We start from the raw sequence: 19,231 nt of genomic DNA, 5'->3' as shown, positions 1-19,231 counted from the left end.
ATCTCCGGTCACGCTCGCCGGGCAGGCCTGGCGGGGGTCGCCGGTGAATGCGCGAGATTCGAATTTCTTTCGCCAGTCACATGATCTCCTGGGCAAGGCGCGCCGATATGGCGGCATACGCCTTGGAATTATTCTTCTGCAGATGGGGATGGAGATCGCTACCCTCCGCGACACCTGACAGCAGCGGCAGGTGAAGGCCTGATGCAAGTGAGTTGGAGCGATACTCGCGAGTCACAAAAATAGCAGTGAGTGACCTTCGTTACCATACGTCGGCACAATCTCGAGAAATTCTCAGAAAACTCCGATCTATGCCGCCGCGAGGTCGACGGGCGCGCGATGTTCCGAAGCGCGTCGTACCTGTCGTACTACAGCCAAGGTGGGTCGTGCTCGATGGGCCGCGCGATCGTCACCGCGGCTTCGGAGGGTGTGTGGGCGCGGGCCGTGCGTCGCGCCGACCGCTCCGATCGCGACGCCGCACGAAAATGTCGGCGAGACACGCGCTCGGATCAGCCGCTGCCGTCGCCGCAGGTGAGAAGGTCGCTGGGTGATCACGACTACTGACCGCGTCATCGACCGCTATGTGACCGTGAGCCGTCCCCACGACCCCGTCGCGGTGGGATCGGGGTGGACGCCGACGTCGACGAGCGATGACCGTGCGGAAGATTTCGGCGTGCATCACCGCCCGATCGCCCGCCCCTGCCCGGAGCAACGCCGTCTGCTCGAGGCCATCCGCGTGGCGGCCGGGCATCTCGCGTCGACCCCCGGCTGCACCGACGAGGAACGCCGCCGCGCGCGGGCGCTGCTGGCCGACGCCGTCGCGCAATCGCGAAGTGCGGCGGAGATCTTCGACATCGATCCCACTCTCACCGATGAGTCGAGCCTGACCGGCCACCATGTGGACCTGCTGATCGAGCTGCTGCGCCAGCTTCCGGCGAAGTTGGACGACGCGTGCCCCGAACCGAACGACCCGCGCCGCACCCACGGCGCCGCCGCGCTCGCCCAGCAGTGGGCCGAAGCCATCGCACTGGCCAGCGCGATCCGGGCCCGGGTGAGCCAGATGCTGCAGGAGCTGCCGCGCCCGGACTGGGCAAGCCCGGTCGGCCAGCACCGTATCTCTCGGCAGCGCTTGGCGCGGAACGCGGCGCTGATCGCCGAGGCGGTCGAACTGCTGCGAGCCGCTGTCGGCAGCGCTGTCGCAGTCGACTTGCCGCACCCGCAGGCCCGGTCGATCGCCCGGCTCGTGGACACCCTGGACACGCTGGTCGAGGACCTGCGAGCAGAGAGCCATCACTGACCGGAGACCCCGCCGCGGCGGCGGATCACTTCCGCGCCGTCGGTCTTCGCCACGCTGCGCGAACCAACGCCGGACACGGTGTGCCGGACGCATTTCCGCGCCAGGCCGAGCCCTCAGGACATCAGGCATACACTGTTCGTCGCGCTCGCGATCGGTGATGCTCACCGCGCAAGCACGTCGAGTTCGGAACCGGGAAAGCCGCCGCTACGGCGATCGAGTATGAAGGTGTGACGCAGCACGGTGCGGGTACGACCGAGGTGTCGGTGTGGACCGCGCGTGTTCGCGCGAGCAGGTGAGTGATCATGAAGACGAAATCGCCGGAGACGGTGAAATGCCGGGGATGTCAGTGCTGGTGGCCATTGAGCGCCCACAATGTGTGCCATTGTTCGCAATGCCATCAGACGTTCACCGGTGAGAAGGCCGCGAACCTGCATTTGGTGGTCGATTATCGCCACAAACCGCACGTAACTTGCCGGACACCGGCCAGCGTCGGCCTCATCGACGCCGGCCGCGACTACCCGTGCTGGGGGTTACCGCAGAACTAGCGTTGTGCGCCAACGAGTTCGGCGATCGAAATCCGGCCTGCGCAAGACTGCGTACGCCGTGCGTGGACTTGTCGACCGAAACTCGTAGGCAATTCGTTCGCGCCGGTCATCGGCTCACGTCCTTCTCACGCCGGGGTGCTCGTCGTCGAGTCGGCGGACAGGTGTCGCCGATGAGATGTCGAGCGCGCCAGCTTTTCGGCTGACGGTTCGTCCGTGGGCAATGTCCGGTTCGCGCGAAAATCGACCGTTGTCGCGGTCGTGCCGTACCCGGTGTCGAAGAGCAGATCTGTTATGGGAACTCAGTATTCGGAGCGCGGGGCCCAGTCGCCGTCTCGTCGGCGGTTGGTGTGCACGAGGCTGAGGGCCGCGACGGCCGACATGCCGCGGATCGTTCGTCGCGGCGGATCCCGTTGTCTGCAAATCGGATTCACACAAAGTTTCGCCGACACTTTGGGATCTCCACGAGGCGATCGCGGATGGCTACCGGCGGGTAACGAAGCGTGGTCTGATGGGCCCGTCCCGAACCCGGGACGTGTTGAATGCACAACCAGAGGATGATGTATGACCTCCAAAATTGTTCGCCCGCTTGCCATCGCCGCCCTGGTGCTGTCGGCGGGCTCGCTGACCGCGGGGACCGCCACCGCGGCTACACCGGTGTCGGGTTCGGTGGAAGTGTGCACCGGTATCCCGCTCGGTCACATCGAGCTGAGCTTCTGCCTGTAGTCGTTCGGCCCGGCCCGCGGCGGCCGCGAAACCATCCACGGTGACGAAGCTGCCTGGCTTCACCGGTCTGGAATGGCGGCCGCCGCGTAGGTATTGGGGATGCGTCTCCGCCTGGGGCCGCACGACCCCAGGCGGAGATCGCCGGTCGCGCGGTCATCGGCGTGCCGCTGGACCGGAAGGGATGTCCAGGTGATGGGGACGCCGATTGTGCGAAGAGGGGCACGCTGTCTCGCTGGCCGCCGGGCGGCGAGGCGGGGTCGAGCTCGAGCTCGATCACCACTGGGCAAGCAAGCCACAAGTCGGGGCGGGTCGATGCCGTGAATATCGCCCCTCGGGTTGTTTACTTGGCGTGCTGCTCGTTCACGGAGCCCTGCCGAAGGCGCAGGCGGCACCGTGAATGCGGCTGTGGGCAGCGCCGATCCAGCGATCGTCTCGTCGATCGTCATGGCGCTGCCAGCATCTATGCGGGCCGGAATCGACTATGAGGAGGGCTAGTGACGAAGAAGGTGGTTCACCGGGCTGCTGGCGTGAGCGCCAAGTGGGGTGTCGTCGGTGCGGCGGTCGGTGCCTTGGTGCTTGGGCAGCACACCGTCGCGCACGCCGCGGAGACGACCACATTTCATCTCCCACTGATCAAGTTGTCCCAAACATGGGGTGTTCCATCGACATTCAGCGTCTACTTGACCGCGACCGTCGGTGACGAACCCGGAGTCACCACCTTCGGTGTCGCCAACCCGGGACCGTTCAGCGGTGGCACCGTTTTCGACTCCCACGCCCGGATCCACTGGACGAATCTGACGACCGGAGCGGTCGGTGTAGTGGACGTGCCGGATCGGGAAACGGCGCAGCGGCCCTGTGACTGCCGCCCGGCGCCGGTGCGGGTGTTCACCGGAGCGGGTTCGATCGTCGCACTCGCGACCGCCGGTGGCGTCGCCATCAATGTGTCCTCGGGACTCGGTACCTTCAAGGCTGTTTGAGCCCGGTTGGCCGGCAATCGCCGATGGGCTCGGCGCAATCGATGGAGGTCGGCGCGGTCGGGTCAGCTGACGACTGCGCCTCGCTGGCGCTCGGCTCCGTCGTGCGCGAATGCGCGCTGTGCCTATGGTTCGCTCGCTCACGACGGGAACCCGCGCCGCTCGCCGAGCAGATACGGCGGTGCGAGATTGAACCGGCGGCAGTCGGCACAGCGCCGCGACATGGCGTCCGCCGTGCCCGTGTGGTGCAGGACGGCTTGCGTAGGGACGATCTCGAGGGTGTAGCCGGACAGCGCGGCGTGACCGTCGACGATCAGCACGTGGCCGGTCGGTGCCTCCGGCGGCCAGAGCAGGGTGACCGCCGGGTTCGCAGTGATATTGCGGCAGGTGACCGGTCCCGGCGCGGGAATGTGAAAGCGGTTGTCCTCCAGCACCGGATGGTGGGGTGTGGTGTGCGGCCCCAAGTCGCCGATGCTGACGAGAAGGGCGAGGTCGTACCTGCCGATGATGTCTACCAGGTCGGGCGGGAGGTCCGGCGAGCTCATTCACCAAGGGTAGGCGAAACCGAGGGTGAAACGCGCGGATTTCTCCGCGAATGCGGATTCGCTAGCGTTCTCGTGCCGTATGTGAGCGCGCCACGCTAGGAACGGTCTGTGACCTGCTCGTCAACGGCTCGGTTACGTTCGCCTGGCTGCCCGGTCGTCGGGATCATGAGGAAACCGGCGCCGCACCGCTGACCGCGTATGCGGGTGAGGTTGCGGTAATTGACCGCAACTGCGGCGATTTCGGCGAGAAGTCTCCGTATGCGAGGATGTGCGTCCGAATGGTTGCCGACGGGAAGGGCGATGCGTGGGTGCGGTATCCCTCGAGGAGGACACCGGCGCGGCGGTGAGTGTGGACGACATCGACGCGGTTCTGGCGGCGGCCCTTCCGCCGGTGCCGGTCAGGTATGCGCCCTGGGAGCATGTCCGCACCGAACGGCGTGGCAGGCGATGGGTCGTGACCGAAGCGCCCGAGGTTTCCCACCGCAACGACATCCGACGGCGCGGCGAATACTGGTCCGCCGGTGACGAACTCGCCCCCGCCGGGGCCCGGGTCGATCCGGCGCTCGCCTCCGTCGCGTTCAGTGCCGACGCGCCGATCGCCGCGATCCGGGGTCCGCTGCGCGCCGATGTACTCATCACCGGCGACGAGATCCGTGCGCCCGGCCTCCGCGCCGAGGGGCAGGTGCGTGACGCTCTCGGCCCGGTGCTGCCGCACTATCTGCGCGGTCGCGACATCGACTGCCGACAGGTCTGGCGGCTGCCCGACGACCGTGCGGTGCTGCGGTCCTGGTTCGACCTCGACACCGATGCCGAACTCGTGGTCTCGGTCGGGGCGACCGGACGCGGCGCCGCCGACGGGCTGCGCGATGTGCTGGCCGAGATCGGCGCGCAAATCCTGATCGACGGTGTGCGCATGCGGCCGGGAGGCTCGCAGATCGTGGCGCGCCTCGCCGATGGTCGCACACTGCTGGCCCTCCCGGGCAATCCGCTGGCCGCGATCACGGCTTTGCTGGTCACCGGCGAATCGTTGGTCCGTGCCCTGACCGGCCGTAGTCCGTCGCCACCACGCTGGGGCCGGATCGCCGACGCGTTGGCGCTGGAGCTCGGATGCACCCGCGTCGTGCCCGCCCGGCAGGTCGACGGCGGCGTCTGGCGAACCGTCGGCGCGGCGCGGACCCCACACCTGGCCGATCTCCTCGCCGCGCAGGCGTTGGCCCTACTTCCGCCAGGGTCTGGTCGCGGCGCGCTCGTGGAAGTCCTGCCGATTCCGCAATGACCCGGCATATGTGCCGCAGACGCGGCAAAATATGGCCAGCCGTGACGAATCCGCGGGACAGTGAACTCGGCCCAGTTCGTGGTCGAACTACAGAAAGTTGATGAGGATGAAGACATTCCGGACGCTGAATGCGGCCGCTGCCGTGCTCACCGTCACCGCGGGACTGGTGGGCTGCGGCTCGGACGACACGCAGACGCCGACGGGATCTGATCAGGTCTCCGGCACCGTCACGGTGTTCGCGGCGGCGTCGCTCACCGAGACCTTCACCGCGCTCGGCAAGGAGTTCGAAGCCGCGCATCCGGGGGTGAAGGTGGTGTACAGCTTCGGCGCCAGCTCGTCGCTCGCCCAGCAGATCGGGCAGGGCGCGCCCGCGGATGTCTTCGCTTCGGCGGCGCCCGCCAATATGCAGCAGGTCGTCGACCGTGGCGAAATCACCGCCCAGCCCACGACGTTCGTGAGCAACCGTTTGAAAATCGCGGTGCCCAAGGGTAATCCGGGCAAGATCACCGGTCTCGCCGACTTCGGCAAGACCGAGCCGCGCATCGCGCTGTGCGCCGAGCAGGTGCCCTGCGGCGCCGCGGCCAAGAAGGTCTTCGAGATCGCGGGCATCGCACCCCAACCCGACACCCGCGAGCAGGACGTCAAGGCCGTGCTCACCAAGGTGACGCTCGACGAGGTCGACGCCGCCCTGGTGTATCGCACCGATGTCCAGGCCGCCGGGGACAAGGTGGAGGGCATCGACTTCCCCGAATCGACCCAGGCCGTCAACACCTACCCGATCGCGCCGCTGGCCAAGGCGCCCAACCCGAACGCGGCCGCCGCCTTCGTCGACTTCGTCCGTTCGGATCGGGCCAAGCAGGTGTTCGCCGCCGCCGGTTTCGACACCCCTTGAGCGCTCGGATCACTCGGGATGAGGAGTGACCGGACCCCCGCGCAGACCGCTGCCGCGGGGGTTCGCGCGTCAGGGGCGATCCGAGTTCTCGAAGAGCGGACGTAGATTGCGCGCCGCCATGATCAGATCGTTGCCCGCACCGGCTTCGACCATCGGCCACACCTGAGCGTCCGAGCCGACGACGAAATCGATCACCACGGGCCGATCGTGTATGGCCCTGGCCGCCGAGATCACGTCGGCGACGTCGGCTTCCCGCTCGCAGCGCAATCCGACGCAGCCGAGCGCCTCGGCGAGCTGGACGAAATCGGGGATGCGCCGGGAATGGGTGGCCAGCTCGCTCTGCGAATACCGCTCGTCGTAGAACAGGTGCTGCCACTGCCGGATCATGCCGAGGTGACCATTGTTGATTACCGCCACCTTGATCGGCACACCCTCGACGGCGGCGGTGGCCAGTTCCTGGTTGGTCATCTGGAAGCAGCCGTCGCCGTCGATGGCCCAGACTTCGGCTTGTGGCGCACCGAGTTTGGCGCCGAGAGCGGCCGGGACGGCATACCCCATCGTGCCCATACCGCCGGAGTTGAGCCAGGTCCGCGGCTTCTCGTAGTCGATGAACTGCGCGGCCCACATCTGATGCTGGCCGACGCCCGCGCAGAAGATGGCGTCGGGCCCGGCGGCTCGCCCCAGCGCGCGGATGACGAACTGCGGCGCGAGCGCGCCGTCCGATGGCCGGTCGTAACCCAGCGGATACGACGTGCGGAGCCGTTCCAGGACCGACCACCAGACCGAAAGATCCGGCTGCGGTCGCGGATTCGTGGCCAGCTCGGCGATCAAGCCTTCCAGCACGGCGCGGCAGTCACCCACGATCGGCACGTCGGCGTGCCGGATCTTGCCGATCTCGGCGGGGTCGATATCGGCGTGAATCACCGCCGCGTTCGGAGCGAACGAGTCCGGGTCGCCGGTCACCCGGTCGTCGAATCGGGCACCGAGGGCGATGAGCAGATCGCTCTTCTGCATGGCCGCCACCGCGGCGACCGTTCCGTGCATGCCCGGCATGCCGAGATTCTGCGGGTGGCTGTCGGGAAACGCCCCACGCGCCATCAGGGTGGTCACCACCGGAATGCCGGTCAGTTCGGCGAACGTGCGCAATGCCGCGGCGGCTGCGGCCTTGATGACACCGCCGCCCACGTAGAGCACCGGTGCCTGCGCTCGCGCGATCAGGCGCAGCGCGGCCCGGAGTTGGCGCGGGTTTGGCGCGGTGACCGGACGATAGCCGGATAGCCTAGGCCGCGGCGGCCAGCGGAAGACCGTCTTGGCGCGCAGCACGTCCTTGGGTATGTCCACCAGGACCGCGCCGGGTCTGCCCGAACTCGCCAGATAGAAGGCCTCGGCGAGGATTCGCGGAATGTCGGCGCCGTGCGCGACGAGGACATTGTGCTTCGTGATCGGCATCGTGATGCCGGTGATGTCGGCTTCCTGGAACGCGTCCGTGCCCACCATCGGCCTCGGCACCTGACCGGTGATGGCGACGAGCGGCACGGAATCGGCTTGGGCGTCGGCGAGCGGGGTCACCAGGTTGGTCGCGCCCGGACCCGAGGTGGCCATGCACACCCCGACCCGGCCGGTCGCCTGGGCGTAGCCCGTGGCCGCGTGCCCGGCGCCCTGCTCGTGCCGCACCAGCACGTGGCGGATGCGCCGGGAATCGAGCAGCGGATCGTAGACCGGCAGAATGGCACCGCCGGGAATGCCGAAGACCACTTCGACGCCGAGTTCCTCGAGCGATCGAACCACCGATTGCGCGCCGGTGATCCGCTCGACGATCGGCTCGGAAGCGTCGGAAACCGCTGCGCGACAAGGGGCGTCGCTGTGCTGTGGCGACTCGGGTCGCGACAGTGCTGAACTCACGGGAAGACTCCTTCTTGGGCGCCGCGTAGGGCGGCGACCGTCGGCGAGCGCACCGCCGATCCCGGGGACTTCCGCAACGGGTTCGATTCCGGGATGACGGCACGCGTCGAGGGAACAGCCGTTCCCGGCCGGACACACCGACTTGTTCCGGCGGGTCTCTCCGCCGTGGGTGTGCCGCAGGATGATCGGCCTCGCCGGTCCGGATTCCCGTGGTGAGGACGGACCGTCCTTGGTGCGGACGCCCGATGCGGCGTTCACGCACTGAAGATGATCCTAACCATCCCCCAGGCGAAGCTGCGCAGCCCCCAGCGGGTTTGGCAACGGAGGACTTACACGGAGCGACGTTCTCAGGGCAGACGCATCAGCTGTCGGGAGAGGCCGAACAGGCGGCGGGCGAGCCGCACGACAGGGAGACCCAGCGGAAGAAGGATGATCGTCACGCACAGCACCGCGCCGACGAGCCACACCACGGCTGCGAGAATCCCGACCACCGTGCCGAGTACGGCGGTCAGAACTCCAACCACTACGCCGAGCAGGCCCTTGAGCAGTCCCATGACGACCTTCCTGACTCCATTCTGCTCCTTCGGAAACCAGCGCGCACGTGCCGATGTTCGCCGGATGGCTGCTACTCCGGGACCGGCCCTCCGGCCGCGGGCAATTCGGCGTGGAACTCGCGCAGCGCGGCGGTGACGCCGACGAGGACCCGATGGGCCGCCCGCAGGTCGGCATCGGGCAACTCGGCCAGCGCGGCGCGAGTCCGCTCACCGAGCGGACCGAAGAAGCCCGCCGCGACCGCCATGCCGTGATCGGTGTAGCGCAGGTGGACTCGACGCCGATCGGCGGCATCCGGCGTGCGTTCCAGGTGGCCCGAGTCGAGCATGCGCTCGACCAGGTAGGTGACGGCGGGCGCGGAGATCCCCATCAACTTGCTCAGCTGCCCCGCGGTGACCGGCGTGCCTTCGGCATCGGCCGTCGCGACGTGCATCAGGGCGCGGAAATCGTTGGGGCGCAGGTCGTTCGCCCGCGCGAAGACATGACCGATCTGCTCCGAGACGGCCGTGAGCGCGCGAAGGTCCCGAGCGATCTCGGTCTCCAATGCCGTCCGTTCGATGCCTGGGTCCGTCGTGTTCGCGACGCTGTCGCCCACCGGCCGCCTCCTGTCTGTCCGGCTCAGAGCTTAGTCACTCGGGTAGGCGCCCGTTGCCTATTAGTTAAGTTTCTGAAATAGTTACCGACGTGAACGGGAGCGCATGGGACGGATTCGCGAGGCTGGTCACCGGGCGACGATCGTGGGGTGTCCTGCTCGCGGTCGTGGCGGCGGCCATGGCGGTCATGGTGCTGGCGGGCGGCAACGACAGCGCGGGCCAGGCGCCCGATTCGCTACCCGCCTCGACCGAGTCCGCCCGCGCCGCGGTGGTCGCCGACCAGTTCCCGGACGCGGGAACGGCCGCCGCCATCGTGGTCGCGACTCGCTCCGACGACGGCGAATTGACGCAAGCGGATCTCGCCGCGCTGGAAGCGGCGCTCACCCGCGCCGATGCCGGGGCGCGACCGACCGGCGTGATCGTGGCCCCGGACGGTCGAGCAGCCCTCGGCCGTGTCGCGGTGCCCGCGGATCTCAACGGCTTCGCGCTCACCGAACGCATCGAGGAATTGCGCGCCGCCGTCACCGCCGACGCGCCCGAGGGACTCCGATTGCAAGTGACGGGCGGACCTGCGTTCGGTGCCGATATCGCCGACTCGTTTTCGGGTGCCAACACCCTGCTGCTCGCCGTGACCGCGATCGTGGTGATGGTGCTGCTGATCGCGACCTACCGCTCGCCGGTGCTGTGGCTGGTGCCGCTGACGGTGGTCGGGCTCGCGGACCGGGTCGCCACCAGCGTCGGCACCGCCCTCGCCGACCTCACCGGCCTCGCCTTCGACGGATCGACCTCCGGCATCACCAGCGTGCTGGTCTTCGGGGCGGGAACCAATTACGCGCTACTGCTGGTGTCGCGCTACCGCGACGAACTGCACCGCCACACCGACCATCGGGACGCGCTGCGTGCGGCGGTGCGGCACGCCGGGCCCGCCATCGTCGCCAGCAACGTCACCGTGGTCCTCGCCCTGCTGACCCTGTTGCTGGCCCTGCTGCCCAACACCCGCAGCCTCGGTGCGTTCGCGGCGGCGGGCCTGGTGGTCGCGGTCGTCTTCGTGCTCACCGCCCTGCCGCCCGCTCTCGCGCTGTGCGGACGACGGGTGTTCTGGCCGTTCGTGCCGCGGCCGGATGGCCGCGACGCCGCCGAGGACGGGGCGTGGGCGGCGGTCGCGACGCGGGTGGTGCGCCGCCCGGCCGTCGTCGCCTGCGGTGCGTCGGCGGTGCTCGTCGTCTTCGCCGCCGGTTTGGCGGCTACCGACATCGGACTCTCGCGCACCGAACAGTTCCGTGTCCGAGCGGAGTCGGTCGACGGTTTGAACGTCCTCTCCGAGCACTTTCCGTCCGGAGCGTCGGACCCGGCCCTCGTGATCGCGCGGAGCGGCGCTACCGCGCAGGTCCAGTCGGCGCTCGACACGCTTTCCGGAGTCTCGCGCGCCACGGTGACGGGAACATCCGAAAACGGGTGGACCCGTTGGTCGGTGGTGCTCGACGCGGCTCCGGCCTCCGCCGCGGCGTTCACCACCATCGAGAACATCCGGTCGGCGATGGCGGCGGTGCCCGGTGCGGAGGCGCTGGTCGGCGGATCCGATGCCGAAGCGCTCGACATCCGCGACGCCGCCCGCCGCGACCAGGCTCTGGTCATCCCGCTCATCCTCGCCGTCGTGCTGCTGGTGCTCGTGGTGCTGCTGCGTGCGCTGCCCGCCGCGTTGTTGCTGGTGGGTGTCACGGTGCTCAGCGCGCTCGCCGCGCTCGGCGCGGGCAGCTGGCTCAGCGACAACGTGTTCGGCTTCCCGGCGCTGGACACCAACGTCCCGCTGTTCGGCTTCCTGTTCCTCGTGGCGCTCGGCGTGGACTACACGATCTTCCTGGTGACCAGGGCGCGGGAGGAGGCGAACCCGCACGGCACCACGCGGGGAATGGTCCGCGCGGTCGCCTCGACCGGCGCGGTCATCACCAGCGCGGGCGTGGTCCTCGCCGCGGTGTTCTGCGTCCTGGGTGTGCTGCCGCTGATCACCCTGACCCAGTTGGGCATCGTCGTCGGCGTGGGCATCCTGCTGGACACCTTCGTGGTGCGCACACTGGTGGTACCGGCCTTGTTCGCGATGCTCGGCGACCGGGTCTGGTGGCCCGGCGAGCCTGCCGCGCGCGCCCTCTATCCCGCCGCGACCGCGGCCGCCCAGCGATAGTCGGCCTTGCCCGCCGGTGTGCGCCGGACCTCGTCGACCACGACCATGGTTCGCGGTATCTTGTAGCCCGCCAATGTCTTTCGGCAGTGCTGCTGGACTTCCTCCAGTTCGAGCGCCGGTGCGTCCGGGTAGGTCGCGACGACCGCGGCGACCTTCTGTCCCATGCGTTCGTCGGGCACGGGGACGACGAGCGCGTCGGCGATCGACGGGTGGTCGTGCAGTGCGGCCTCGACCTCCTCGGCGAAGACCTTCTCGCCGCCGGTGTTGATGCACTGCGAGCCGCGGCCGAGGAACACGATGGTGCCGTCCGCCTCCACGCGCCCCATGTCGCCGAGGATCGACATGCGTGTGCCGTCGGCGCGGGTGCGGAAAGTGCGGGCGGACTTCTCGTCGTCCTTGTAGTACCCGAGCGGGATGTTGCCGACGCGGGCGATGTATCCGATCCGCTCGCTGCCCGGGGGAATGTCGTCGAGGTCTTCGTCGACGAGCAGCATGGTCGGCGAAGGCGGCATGCGCAGATTGCCCTGCTCGTCGACGGTGAAGGCGCCGTCGTTGCCGGACTCCGAGGCTCCGAAGTTGTCGCGCAGCAGGAGATCCGGCTTGATCGCGAGCATGCGTTCGCGCACACCGACCGACCAGATCGCGCCGCCCGAGGTGATCGAGAACAGCGAGCTGAAGTCGATCTCGCCCCGGCGACGCTCCATCTCGTCGACCAGCGGAAGTCCCATACCGTCTCCGACGATGAGGATCACCTGGAGCTTGTCCCGCTCGATCGCTTCCACGACACGGCGCGAATCGAAGTCGCGCATGAGGACGACGCGCGCCCCGAGGGTGAAGAAGGTGAACAGGGAGTACAGCGCGGCGCCGTGCATCAGCGGCGCGGCGATCAGGAAAGCCAGTTCCGGGAATTCCTTGGCGGCGGTGGCGATCTCGGCGAGATCCTGACGGGCATCGTCACCGTAGGGGTTGCCGCCGGAGAGCGGCTTGCGAAAGAAGTCGTCGTGCCGCCACATCACCCCCTTCGGGTACCCGGTGGTGCCCCCGGTGTATAGCAGATACAGCTCGTCTCCGGTGCGCGGCGCGAATTCCACGGCGGGGGAGAGGGTTTCGGCATCGGCGAACGGCACCACGGCGATCGAGCGCGCGTCCGCGGCGGCGCGCAGCTCGCCCTCGATCGCACCGATCACGATCACGGTCCGCACCAGCGGGCACGCGTCGAGGAGCCCGGCCAGCGTCCGCTGATGTTCGGGCAGTTCGACGAGCACGGCTACGGAGTCCGAATTGGTGAAGATGTACTCGAGCTCGGCGGGCGTGTAGCGGTAGTTGACGTTGATCGGCACCGCGCGAATCTTGATCAGGCCCAGGAGGGCGGTGACGTGTTCGACGCTGTTCTTCAGGAACAGCGACACGTGTTCTCCCGCGCCGATGCCCGCCTCCGACAACAATCGCGCCACCGTGTTCGCCTCGGCGTCGAGCCGGGCGTACGTGTGGTGCTCGCCCTCGTAGGTCAGCGCGACGCGGTCGGGGACCGCGGCCGCGACCGTCTCGAAGACATCGGCCAGGTTGAACTGCACATCCACTCCTCGCGAGACCGGCTGGCCGGGCCCCCGAGGTTCGGGATCTTCCTCGTTGGGCGCCGACCGACGCCCAACTGTAGAACATGTTCTAGTTGCCGGGGGAGCATTCGGCATCGCGGACGTCAGTCCTTGGCGAACGCCGCGGCGAGCTCCCGTTCGACGTCGATGTACGGGGTGCCCGAGGTGTCGACGATCACCTTGGCGACGGTGCCGCCGGTGAACGGATACGGCGCGGTGTAGGCACTCGACACCGACTGTCCGCCGTTGCGTCCCACGCCGATTCCGCCGCCCGCCAGTCCGAAGGTGCCGGGGTGGGTACGCATGCCGGACCGTGACGCGACGACCGCGTCGTCGACATACAGCGAGACCTCCCCGAGCGGGGTGTGGCTGCCGTCGACGGTGCCGGTGCGCTCGTAACGGACGCCGAACAGGTGGCTGCCCAGCGGCAGGGCGTCCGGCGCCGACACCCACTGCTCGTCCTCGCCCATGAAGTTGTAGAGGTAGTGCAACCGGCCGTCTTTGACGAAGAGGACGTGTCCGCCGTGTCCCGCACCCTGTTTGAACAGCACGCCCTCGGCGGCGGGGGAGTCGACGGTGACTTCGGCGAGCACCGAATAGGACTGGCCGCGGATCTCGACCCCGGCGCCGATGCCGACCTCGGCGGTGCCGGGGTAGTACGTGAAGTTCGTCCGGTCGACCACCAGGTAGGGCCGCCAGCGGTTCAGCGTCTCCAGGATGTTGAGATCGGCCAGCGGCAGCCCGTTGTACTTGGCGGCCTCGGAGAACCACAAGGCCTTCAGTTCTTCGAGTTTGTCGGGATTCTCGGCGGCCAAGTCGCGGTTCTGGCTGCGGTCCTTTTCGATGTGGTAGAGCTCCCAGCGATCCTGGTCGAAGTGACTCCAGCCGGACGGGGTGGCCGCGTGCACGGTGTTGGCGAACCAGCCGCGGTGCCAGATTCCGCGGGTGCCGAGCATCGTGTAGAACTGCGTGTCCTTGGCGGTCTCGGCCGACGGATCATGAAGCGCCGCTGTAAAACTCACGCCTTCCAGCGGCCGTTGCGGGATGCCGCGCACGGTGTCGGGCGGGGTGATGCCCAGCAGGTCGTAGACGGTCGGCATCACGTCGCAGACGTTGACGTAGCTGTCGCAGACCGTACCGTGCGCGCGAATTCCGTTGGGCCAGGAGATGATCGCGGGATCGGCGATGCCGCCCTCGTGGGAGGCGTAACGCTTGTAGAGCTTGTAGGGCGTGTTGAACGCCATCGCCCAGCCGATCGGGTAGTGGTTGTAGGTCTGCGGGCCGCCGAGCTGGTCGTAGAACCGCATGCTCTCTTCGACGGTGTCGATGTAGCCGTTGAAGAACTTCACCTCGTTGACCGATCCGTTGGGTCCGCCTTCGCCGCTCGCGCCGTTGTCGGAGATGACCACGATGATGGTGTTGTCCAGCTGGCCCGACTCTTCCAGATAGTCGAGTATCCGGCCGATCTGATCGTCGGTGTAGCTCAGGAACCCCGCGAAGACCTCCGCCATGCGGGCGAACAGCCGCTTCTCCTCGGCGTTCAGCGAGTCCCATGGGCGCACCGTGTCCAGCAACGGCCACGGCTCGCCGTTGGGACCTTTGGCGGCGAGATACGGGTTGACCGGTGACATCTCGGTGTCGGGCGGGACGATGCCCATCCGTTTCTGGTTCTCCAGCACGATGTCGCGGTACGCCTCGTAGCCCATGTCGAACCGACCGGCGTAGCGGTCGGCCCACTCGGCGAACACGTGATGCGGGGCGTGGCCCGCACCGGGGCAGACGTAGGAGAACCACGGCTTCTCGGGCGCGATGACCTTGGCGTCGCGGATGAATTCGATGGTCTTGTCCGCGATGTCCTTCGACAGGTGGTAGCCCTGCTCCGGGGTGGCCGGTGGCGCGGTGGTGTGGTTGTCGTAGATCAGCTCCGGGTACCACTGGTCGGTCTCGCCGCCCATGAAACCGTAGAAGCGTTCGAAACCCCGGCCCAGCGGCCAATGCCGTTTGGTGGCAGCCAGATTCGACTCCTCCAGCGGCGTCAGGTGCCACTTGCCGACGCAGTAGGTGTTCCAACCCCGTTCGGCGAGTACCTCCGACAGCAACGCGGTCTCGAAGGGAATCCGGCCGCTGCAATTGGGGAAGCCGTCGGTGAATTCCTCGATCGTCGCCATGCCGACGGAGGTGGCGTTGCGACCGGTGAGCAACGACGCCCGCGTGGGCGAGCACAGCGCGGTGGTGTGGAATTGCGACAGCCGCACGCCGCGCTCGGCGATCCGCGTCATGTTCGGCATGTCGACGAGGCCGCCGAAGCAATCCCAGGTGGCGATGCCGATGTCGTCCCAGACGAGGTAGAGCACATTCGGCGCCCCCTCCGGCGCGGTGGGCGCCGCGAACGGGCCCCAATCCGGTTCGGAGTCGCGGATGTCCAGTGCGATCTTGCCCTTGAAATCGGTCGCCATCGAGCACCCCGATCGTTGTTGGAAGATTGCTGCCGACGCGCTGTTTGGAGGATAACGCGCACTACGCCCCGCGCGAGGCGGAAATCATCGCCTCGGACGAGATATCAGCAACTATTCAGTTACAAAGTTGCGCGGGCCGGTGGCGCCCGCGGCGAAACCGCCGGAGCGCCACCGGAAGGTCTCGGGTCAGCCGCCCACGTAGTCGGCGAGGTGCTCGCCGGTGAGGGTGGAACGACCGGCGACCAGCTCGGCGGGTGTGCCCTCGAAGACGATCTTGCCGCCGTCGTGGCCCGCGCCGGGGCCGAGGTCGATGATCCAGTCGGCGTGCGCCATCACCGCCTGGTGGTGCTCGATGACGATGACCGACTTGCCGGAGTCGACCAGCCGGTCCAGCAGGCCGAGCAGCTGTTCCACATCGGCGAGGTGCAGGCCGGTGGTCGGCTCGTCGAGGACGTAGACGCCGCCCTTGTCGGCCATGTGGGTGGCCAGCTTGAGCCGCTGCCGCTCGCCGCCGGACAGCGTGGTCAGCGGCTGGCCGAGGCCGAGGTAGCCGAGCCCGACGTCGACGAGCCGGTCCAGGATGGCGTGCGCGGCCGGAATCCGCGCCTCGCCCGAGCCGAAGAACTCTTCGGCCTCGCTCACCGACATCGCGAGCACCTCGCTGATGTCACGGCCGCCGAGCTTGTATTCCAGCACAGCGGGCTGGAACCGCTTGCCCTCGCAGTCCTCGCAGGGGGACTCGACACCGGCCATCATCCCCAGATCGGTGTAGATGACCCCGGCGCCGTGGCAGGTGGGGCACGCGCCTTCGGAGTTCGCGCTGAACAGCGCGGGCTTCACGCCGTTGACCTTGGCGAACGCCTTGCGGATCGGCTCGAGCAGTCCGGTGTAGGTCGCCGGATTGCTGCGCCGCGAGCCGCGGATCGGCGCCTGGTCGACCGCGACCACGCCCTCCGAGGCAGGGATCGAACCGTGGATCAGCGAACTCTTGCCGGACCCGGCGACGCCGGTGACGACGACGAGCACACCGAGCGGGATGTCGACGTCGACATCGCGCAGGTTGTTGGTCGCCGCGCCGCGGATCGCCAGCTTGCCGGTCGGCTTGCGCACCGTCGGCTTGAGCGAGGCGCGGTCGTCGAGATGGCGGCCGGTGACGGTGTCGCTGGCCCGCAGCCCCTCGAGCGTGCCTTCGTAGCAGATGGTGCCGCCCGCCGAGCCCGCGCCGGGCCCGAGGTCGACGACGTGGTCGGCGATCGCGATCGCCTCCGGCTTGTGCTCGACGACGAGGACCGTGTTGCCCTTGTCGCGCAGCCGCAGCAGCAGGCCGTTCATCCGCTGGATGTCGTGAGGGTGCAGGCCGATGGTCGGCTCGTCGAAGACGTAGGTGACGTCGGTGAGCGAGGAGCCGAGGTGGCGAATCATCTTGACCCGCTGCGCCTCACCGCCCGACAGCGTGCCCGCGGGCCGGTCGAGGGAGAGGTAGCCGAGGCCGATCTCCACGAACGAGTCCAGTGTGTGCCCGAGCGCTTCGAGCAGCGGCCCGACCGACGGCTCGTCCAAGCCGCGGATCCACTCGGCGAGATCGCGAATCTCCATCGAGCACGCGTCGGCGATATTGATGCCCTTGATCCGCGACGAGCGCGCGCCCTCGGCGAGCCGGGTGCCGTCGCATTCGGGGCAGGTGGCGAAGGTGACCGCCCGCTCGACGAACGCGCGAATGTGCGGCTGCATCGACTCGGGATCCTTGGACAGGAACGACTTCTGCACCTTGGGAATCAGTCCCTCGTAGGTGAGATTGACGCCGTCGACCTTCACCTTGACCGGCTCCTTGTAGAGGAAGTCGCGCATCTCCTTCTTGGTGTACTTGCGGATCGGCTTGTTGGGGTCGACGAAGCCCGACTCGGCGTAGACCCGCACCGTCCAGAAACTGTCCGACTTCCAGCCGGGAATGGTGAACGCGCCCTCGGCCAGCGACTTGGAATCGTCGTAGAGCTGGGTGAGGTCGATATCCGAGACCGTCCCGCGGCCTTCGCAGCGGGTGCACATGCCTCCGGTGCGGGAGAAGGTCGCCTTGACGGCCTTGGTCTTGCCCTCGCCGCGTTCGACCGTGATGGCGCCGGCCGCCTTGACCGAGGCGGTGTTGAAGGAGAACGCGCTGGGCGGGCCGATGTGCGGATCGCCGAGCCTGCTGAACAGGATGCGCAGCATCGCGTTGGCGTCGGTGGCGGTGCCGACCGTGGAGCGCGGGTCGCCGCCCATCCGCTGCTGGTCGACCGTGATCGCGGTGGTCAGGCCGTCGAGCACGTCGACCTCGGGCCGCGCCAGTGTCGGCATGAAACCCTGCACGAACGCGCTGTAGGTCTCGTTGATCAGCCGCTGCGACTCGGCGGCGATCGTGCCGAACACCAGCGAACTCTTCCCGGAGCCGGAGACGCCGGTGAACACCGTGAGCCTGCGTTTGGGGATCTCGATGCTGACGTCCTGGAGGTTGTTCACCCGCGCTCCGTGCACACGGATCAGATCGTGGCTGTCGGCAGCGTGCCCTGCGGGCGATGTCGTGCCCGTCTTCGTGGCCTTTCCTGTGTTCTTCCTCGCGGCCGTCGCCATCGTTTCTCCCTTTGGTTCGGGGACCGGTTTCGCGGTCTCCGTCGAAGTGGCCTGGCTCGATCCAACCAGCTTCGAGCAGTGCGTCGTGTCTTTTTCATAGCCGCCCGGCCGGGACGTCGGAAGCAGGGGCCCTGCTCATCGCGGTGGTCGCCGGGCGGCGGCCACCGTCTGTGGGCGGGACTACTTCACGATGCGGTTCGGACGGCTCGTGGTGCCGCCCGGCCGGTCAGCTCACCTGCTGGATGCGGACCATGTTGCCCGCGGGATCGCGGAACGCGCAGTCGCGGACGCCGTAGGGCTGATCGGTCGGCTCTTGGACGACCTCGGCGTCACCGGCCTGGATCCGATCGAAGACGGCGTCGACGTCCTTGGACGCCAGCAGCAGGGTGGCGTAGGTGCCCTTGGCCATCATCTCCTCGATGGTGCGGCGTTCCTCGTCGGTGATGCCGGGCGTGGCTTGCGGCGGGTACAGGACGATGGACGTGCCGGGCTGGTCGGCGGGGCCGACGGTGATCCAGCGCATCCCGCTGTACCCGACGTCGTTGCGGACCTCGAAGCCGAGGGTGTCGCGGTAGAAGGCCAGAGCCGCGTCCGGGTCGTTCTGCGGAAGGAAGCTCGCGCAAATGCTGATATCCATGCTGATCAGGCTAGATGCGGCGCGGTCGCCGACGCTTCTTTATTCCTGATCGGTCTGGTCACCTGTTTCGCCACGCACGACGGCATCCCCTCGGTCGCCTGCGCCGCCTCGCGCCGGTAGACGCTGGGCGGCACGCCGACCAACTCGGTGAAACGGGTGCTGAAGGTGCCCAGCGACGAGCAGCCGACCGCGAAGCAGACCTCGGTGACGCTGAGGTCGCCGCGCCGCAACAGCGCCATCGCGCGCTCGATACGCCGCGTCATCAGATAGGAGTACGGCGACTCGCCGTAGGCGAGCTTGAACTGGCGGCTGAGGTGCCCCGCCGACATGTGCGCGTCGCGGGCGAGCTTCTCGACGTCCAGCGGCTGGGCGTACTCCCGGTCGATACGATCGCGGACGCGGCGCAACCGCGCGAGGTCGCGCAGGTACGGCTCCGAGGCGGAATTGCTGCTCACCTCCGC

Annotated in this window: 17 protein-coding genes; 8 read left to right on the top strand and 9 right to left on the bottom strand. The window is 68.1% G+C overall.

Annotated features, from left to right (window positions below; genetic code table 11):
- Positions 1-249 precede the first annotated feature (249 nt).
- The 4 genes from ABZV58_RS29880 (at position 250) to ABZV58_RS29865 (ending at position 3,539) form a co-directional block, all read left to right on the top strand.
- Positions 250-561, top strand: a complete 312-nt coding sequence (locus ABZV58_RS29880) for a hypothetical protein (protein WP_355003524.1) — start codon at positions 250-252, stop codon at positions 559-561.
- Complete coding sequence (locus tag ABZV58_RS29875) at positions 545-1,294, top strand: hypothetical protein (protein WP_355003523.1); 750 nt, start codon at positions 545-547, stop codon at positions 1,292-1,294. Before ABZV58_RS29880 ends, ABZV58_RS29875 begins: the two co-directional genes overlap by 17 nt.
- A 1,106-nt stretch (positions 1,295-2,400) precedes the next feature.
- Positions 2,401-2,562, top strand: coding sequence for a hypothetical protein (locus tag ABZV58_RS29870; RefSeq protein ID WP_355003522.1), 162 nt, complete (start codon positions 2,401-2,403; stop codon positions 2,560-2,562).
- 494 nt (positions 2,563-3,056) lie between these two features.
- Positions 3,057-3,539, top strand: a complete 483-nt coding sequence (locus ABZV58_RS29865; RefSeq protein ID WP_355003521.1) for a hypothetical protein — start codon at positions 3,057-3,059, stop codon at positions 3,537-3,539.
- 137 nt (positions 3,540-3,676) lie between these two features.
- Here ABZV58_RS29865 and ABZV58_RS29860 read toward each other — a convergent pair whose 3' ends face one another.
- Positions 3,677-4,081, bottom strand: a complete 405-nt coding sequence (locus ABZV58_RS29860) for a pyridoxamine 5'-phosphate oxidase family protein (RefSeq protein WP_355003520.1) — start codon at positions 4,079-4,081, stop codon at positions 3,677-3,679.
- Positions 4,082-4,385: 304 nt separating this feature from the next.
- On the opposite strand from ABZV58_RS29860, the gene ABZV58_RS29855 reads away from it, so the two are divergent.
- Entirely contained in the window at positions 4,386-5,357 is a 972-nt protein-coding gene (locus ABZV58_RS29855) for a molybdopterin-binding protein (RefSeq protein ID WP_355003519.1), read from the top strand.
- A 100-nt stretch (positions 5,358-5,457) separates the two neighbouring features.
- A complete protein-coding gene (gene modA, locus ABZV58_RS29850; protein ID WP_355003518.1) occupies positions 5,458-6,249 on the top strand; it encodes a molybdate ABC transporter substrate-binding protein in 792 nt (263 codons plus the stop codon).
- Between the two features lie 69 nt (positions 6,250-6,318).
- On the opposite strand, the gene ABZV58_RS29845 is transcribed toward modA, so the two are convergent.
- The 3 genes from ABZV58_RS29845 to ABZV58_RS29835 form a co-directional block, all read right to left on the bottom strand.
- Positions 6,319-8,151: an acetolactate synthase large subunit gene (locus tag ABZV58_RS29845; protein WP_355003517.1), complete on the bottom strand. Its 1,833-nt coding sequence runs from the start codon at positions 8,149-8,151 to the stop codon at positions 6,319-6,321.
- Between the two features lie 347 nt (positions 8,152-8,498).
- A complete protein-coding gene (locus tag ABZV58_RS29840) occupies positions 8,499-8,705 on the bottom strand; it encodes a hypothetical protein (RefSeq protein ID WP_355003516.1) in 207 nt (68 codons plus the stop codon).
- A 71-nt stretch (positions 8,706-8,776) separates the two neighbouring features.
- Positions 8,777-9,298 carry a MarR family winged helix-turn-helix transcriptional regulator gene (locus tag ABZV58_RS29835; protein ID WP_355003515.1) on the bottom strand — a complete coding sequence of 174 codons (522 nt, stop codon included), beginning with the start codon at positions 9,296-9,298 and terminating at the stop codon, positions 8,777-8,779.
- Between the two features lie 176 nt (positions 9,299-9,474).
- Here ABZV58_RS29835 and ABZV58_RS29830 point away from each other — a divergent pair, with 176 nt between their 5' ends.
- Complete coding sequence (locus ABZV58_RS29830) at positions 9,475-11,475, top strand: MMPL family transporter (RefSeq protein WP_355003724.1); 2,001 nt, start codon at positions 9,475-9,477, stop codon at positions 11,473-11,475.
- Here the strand turns inward: ABZV58_RS29830 and ABZV58_RS29825 are convergent.
- The 3 genes from ABZV58_RS29825 to ABZV58_RS29815 form a co-directional block, all read right to left on the bottom strand.
- The gene (locus tag ABZV58_RS29825) at positions 11,442-13,049 is read right to left on the bottom strand and encodes an AMP-binding protein (RefSeq protein WP_355003723.1); all 1,608 of its coding nucleotides are present in this window, start codon (positions 13,047-13,049) and stop codon (positions 11,442-11,444) included. The genes ABZV58_RS29830 and ABZV58_RS29825 overlap by 34 nt on opposite strands.
- A 125-nt stretch (positions 13,050-13,174) precedes the next feature.
- Entirely contained in the window at positions 13,175-15,526 is a 2,352-nt protein-coding gene (locus ABZV58_RS29820; protein WP_355003514.1) for an arylsulfatase, read from the bottom strand.
- Between the two features lie 186 nt (positions 15,527-15,712).
- On the bottom strand, positions 15,713-18,133 hold the full coding sequence (locus ABZV58_RS29815; protein WP_355003513.1) for an excinuclease ABC subunit UvrA: 2,421 nt from the start codon (positions 18,131-18,133) through the stop codon (positions 15,713-15,715).
- Here ABZV58_RS29815 and ABZV58_RS29810 point away from each other — a divergent pair.
- Entirely contained in the window at positions 18,084-18,233 is a 150-nt protein-coding gene (locus ABZV58_RS29810; RefSeq protein ID WP_355003738.1) for a hypothetical protein, read from the top strand. The genes ABZV58_RS29815 and ABZV58_RS29810 overlap by 50 nt on opposite strands.
- 126 nt (positions 18,234-18,359) lie before the next feature.
- Here ABZV58_RS29810 and ABZV58_RS29805 read toward each other — a convergent pair whose 3' ends face one another.
- Positions 18,360-18,770: a VOC family protein gene (locus tag ABZV58_RS29805; protein ID WP_355003512.1), complete on the bottom strand. Its 411-nt coding sequence runs from the start codon at positions 18,768-18,770 to the stop codon at positions 18,360-18,362.
- Between the two features lie 5 nt (positions 18,771-18,775).
- On the bottom strand, positions 18,776-19,225 hold the full coding sequence (locus ABZV58_RS29800; RefSeq protein WP_355003511.1) for a helix-turn-helix transcriptional regulator: 450 nt from the start codon (positions 19,223-19,225) through the stop codon (positions 18,776-18,778).
- Positions 19,226-19,231: the final 6 nt, after the last annotated feature.

The sequence above is a fragment of the Nocardia sp. NPDC004654 genome (genome assembly GCF_040609595.1).
GTDB lineage: Bacteria > Actinomycetota > Actinomycetes > Mycobacteriales > Mycobacteriaceae > Nocardia.
This window is presented reverse-complemented; position numbering and strand designations above follow the sequence as displayed.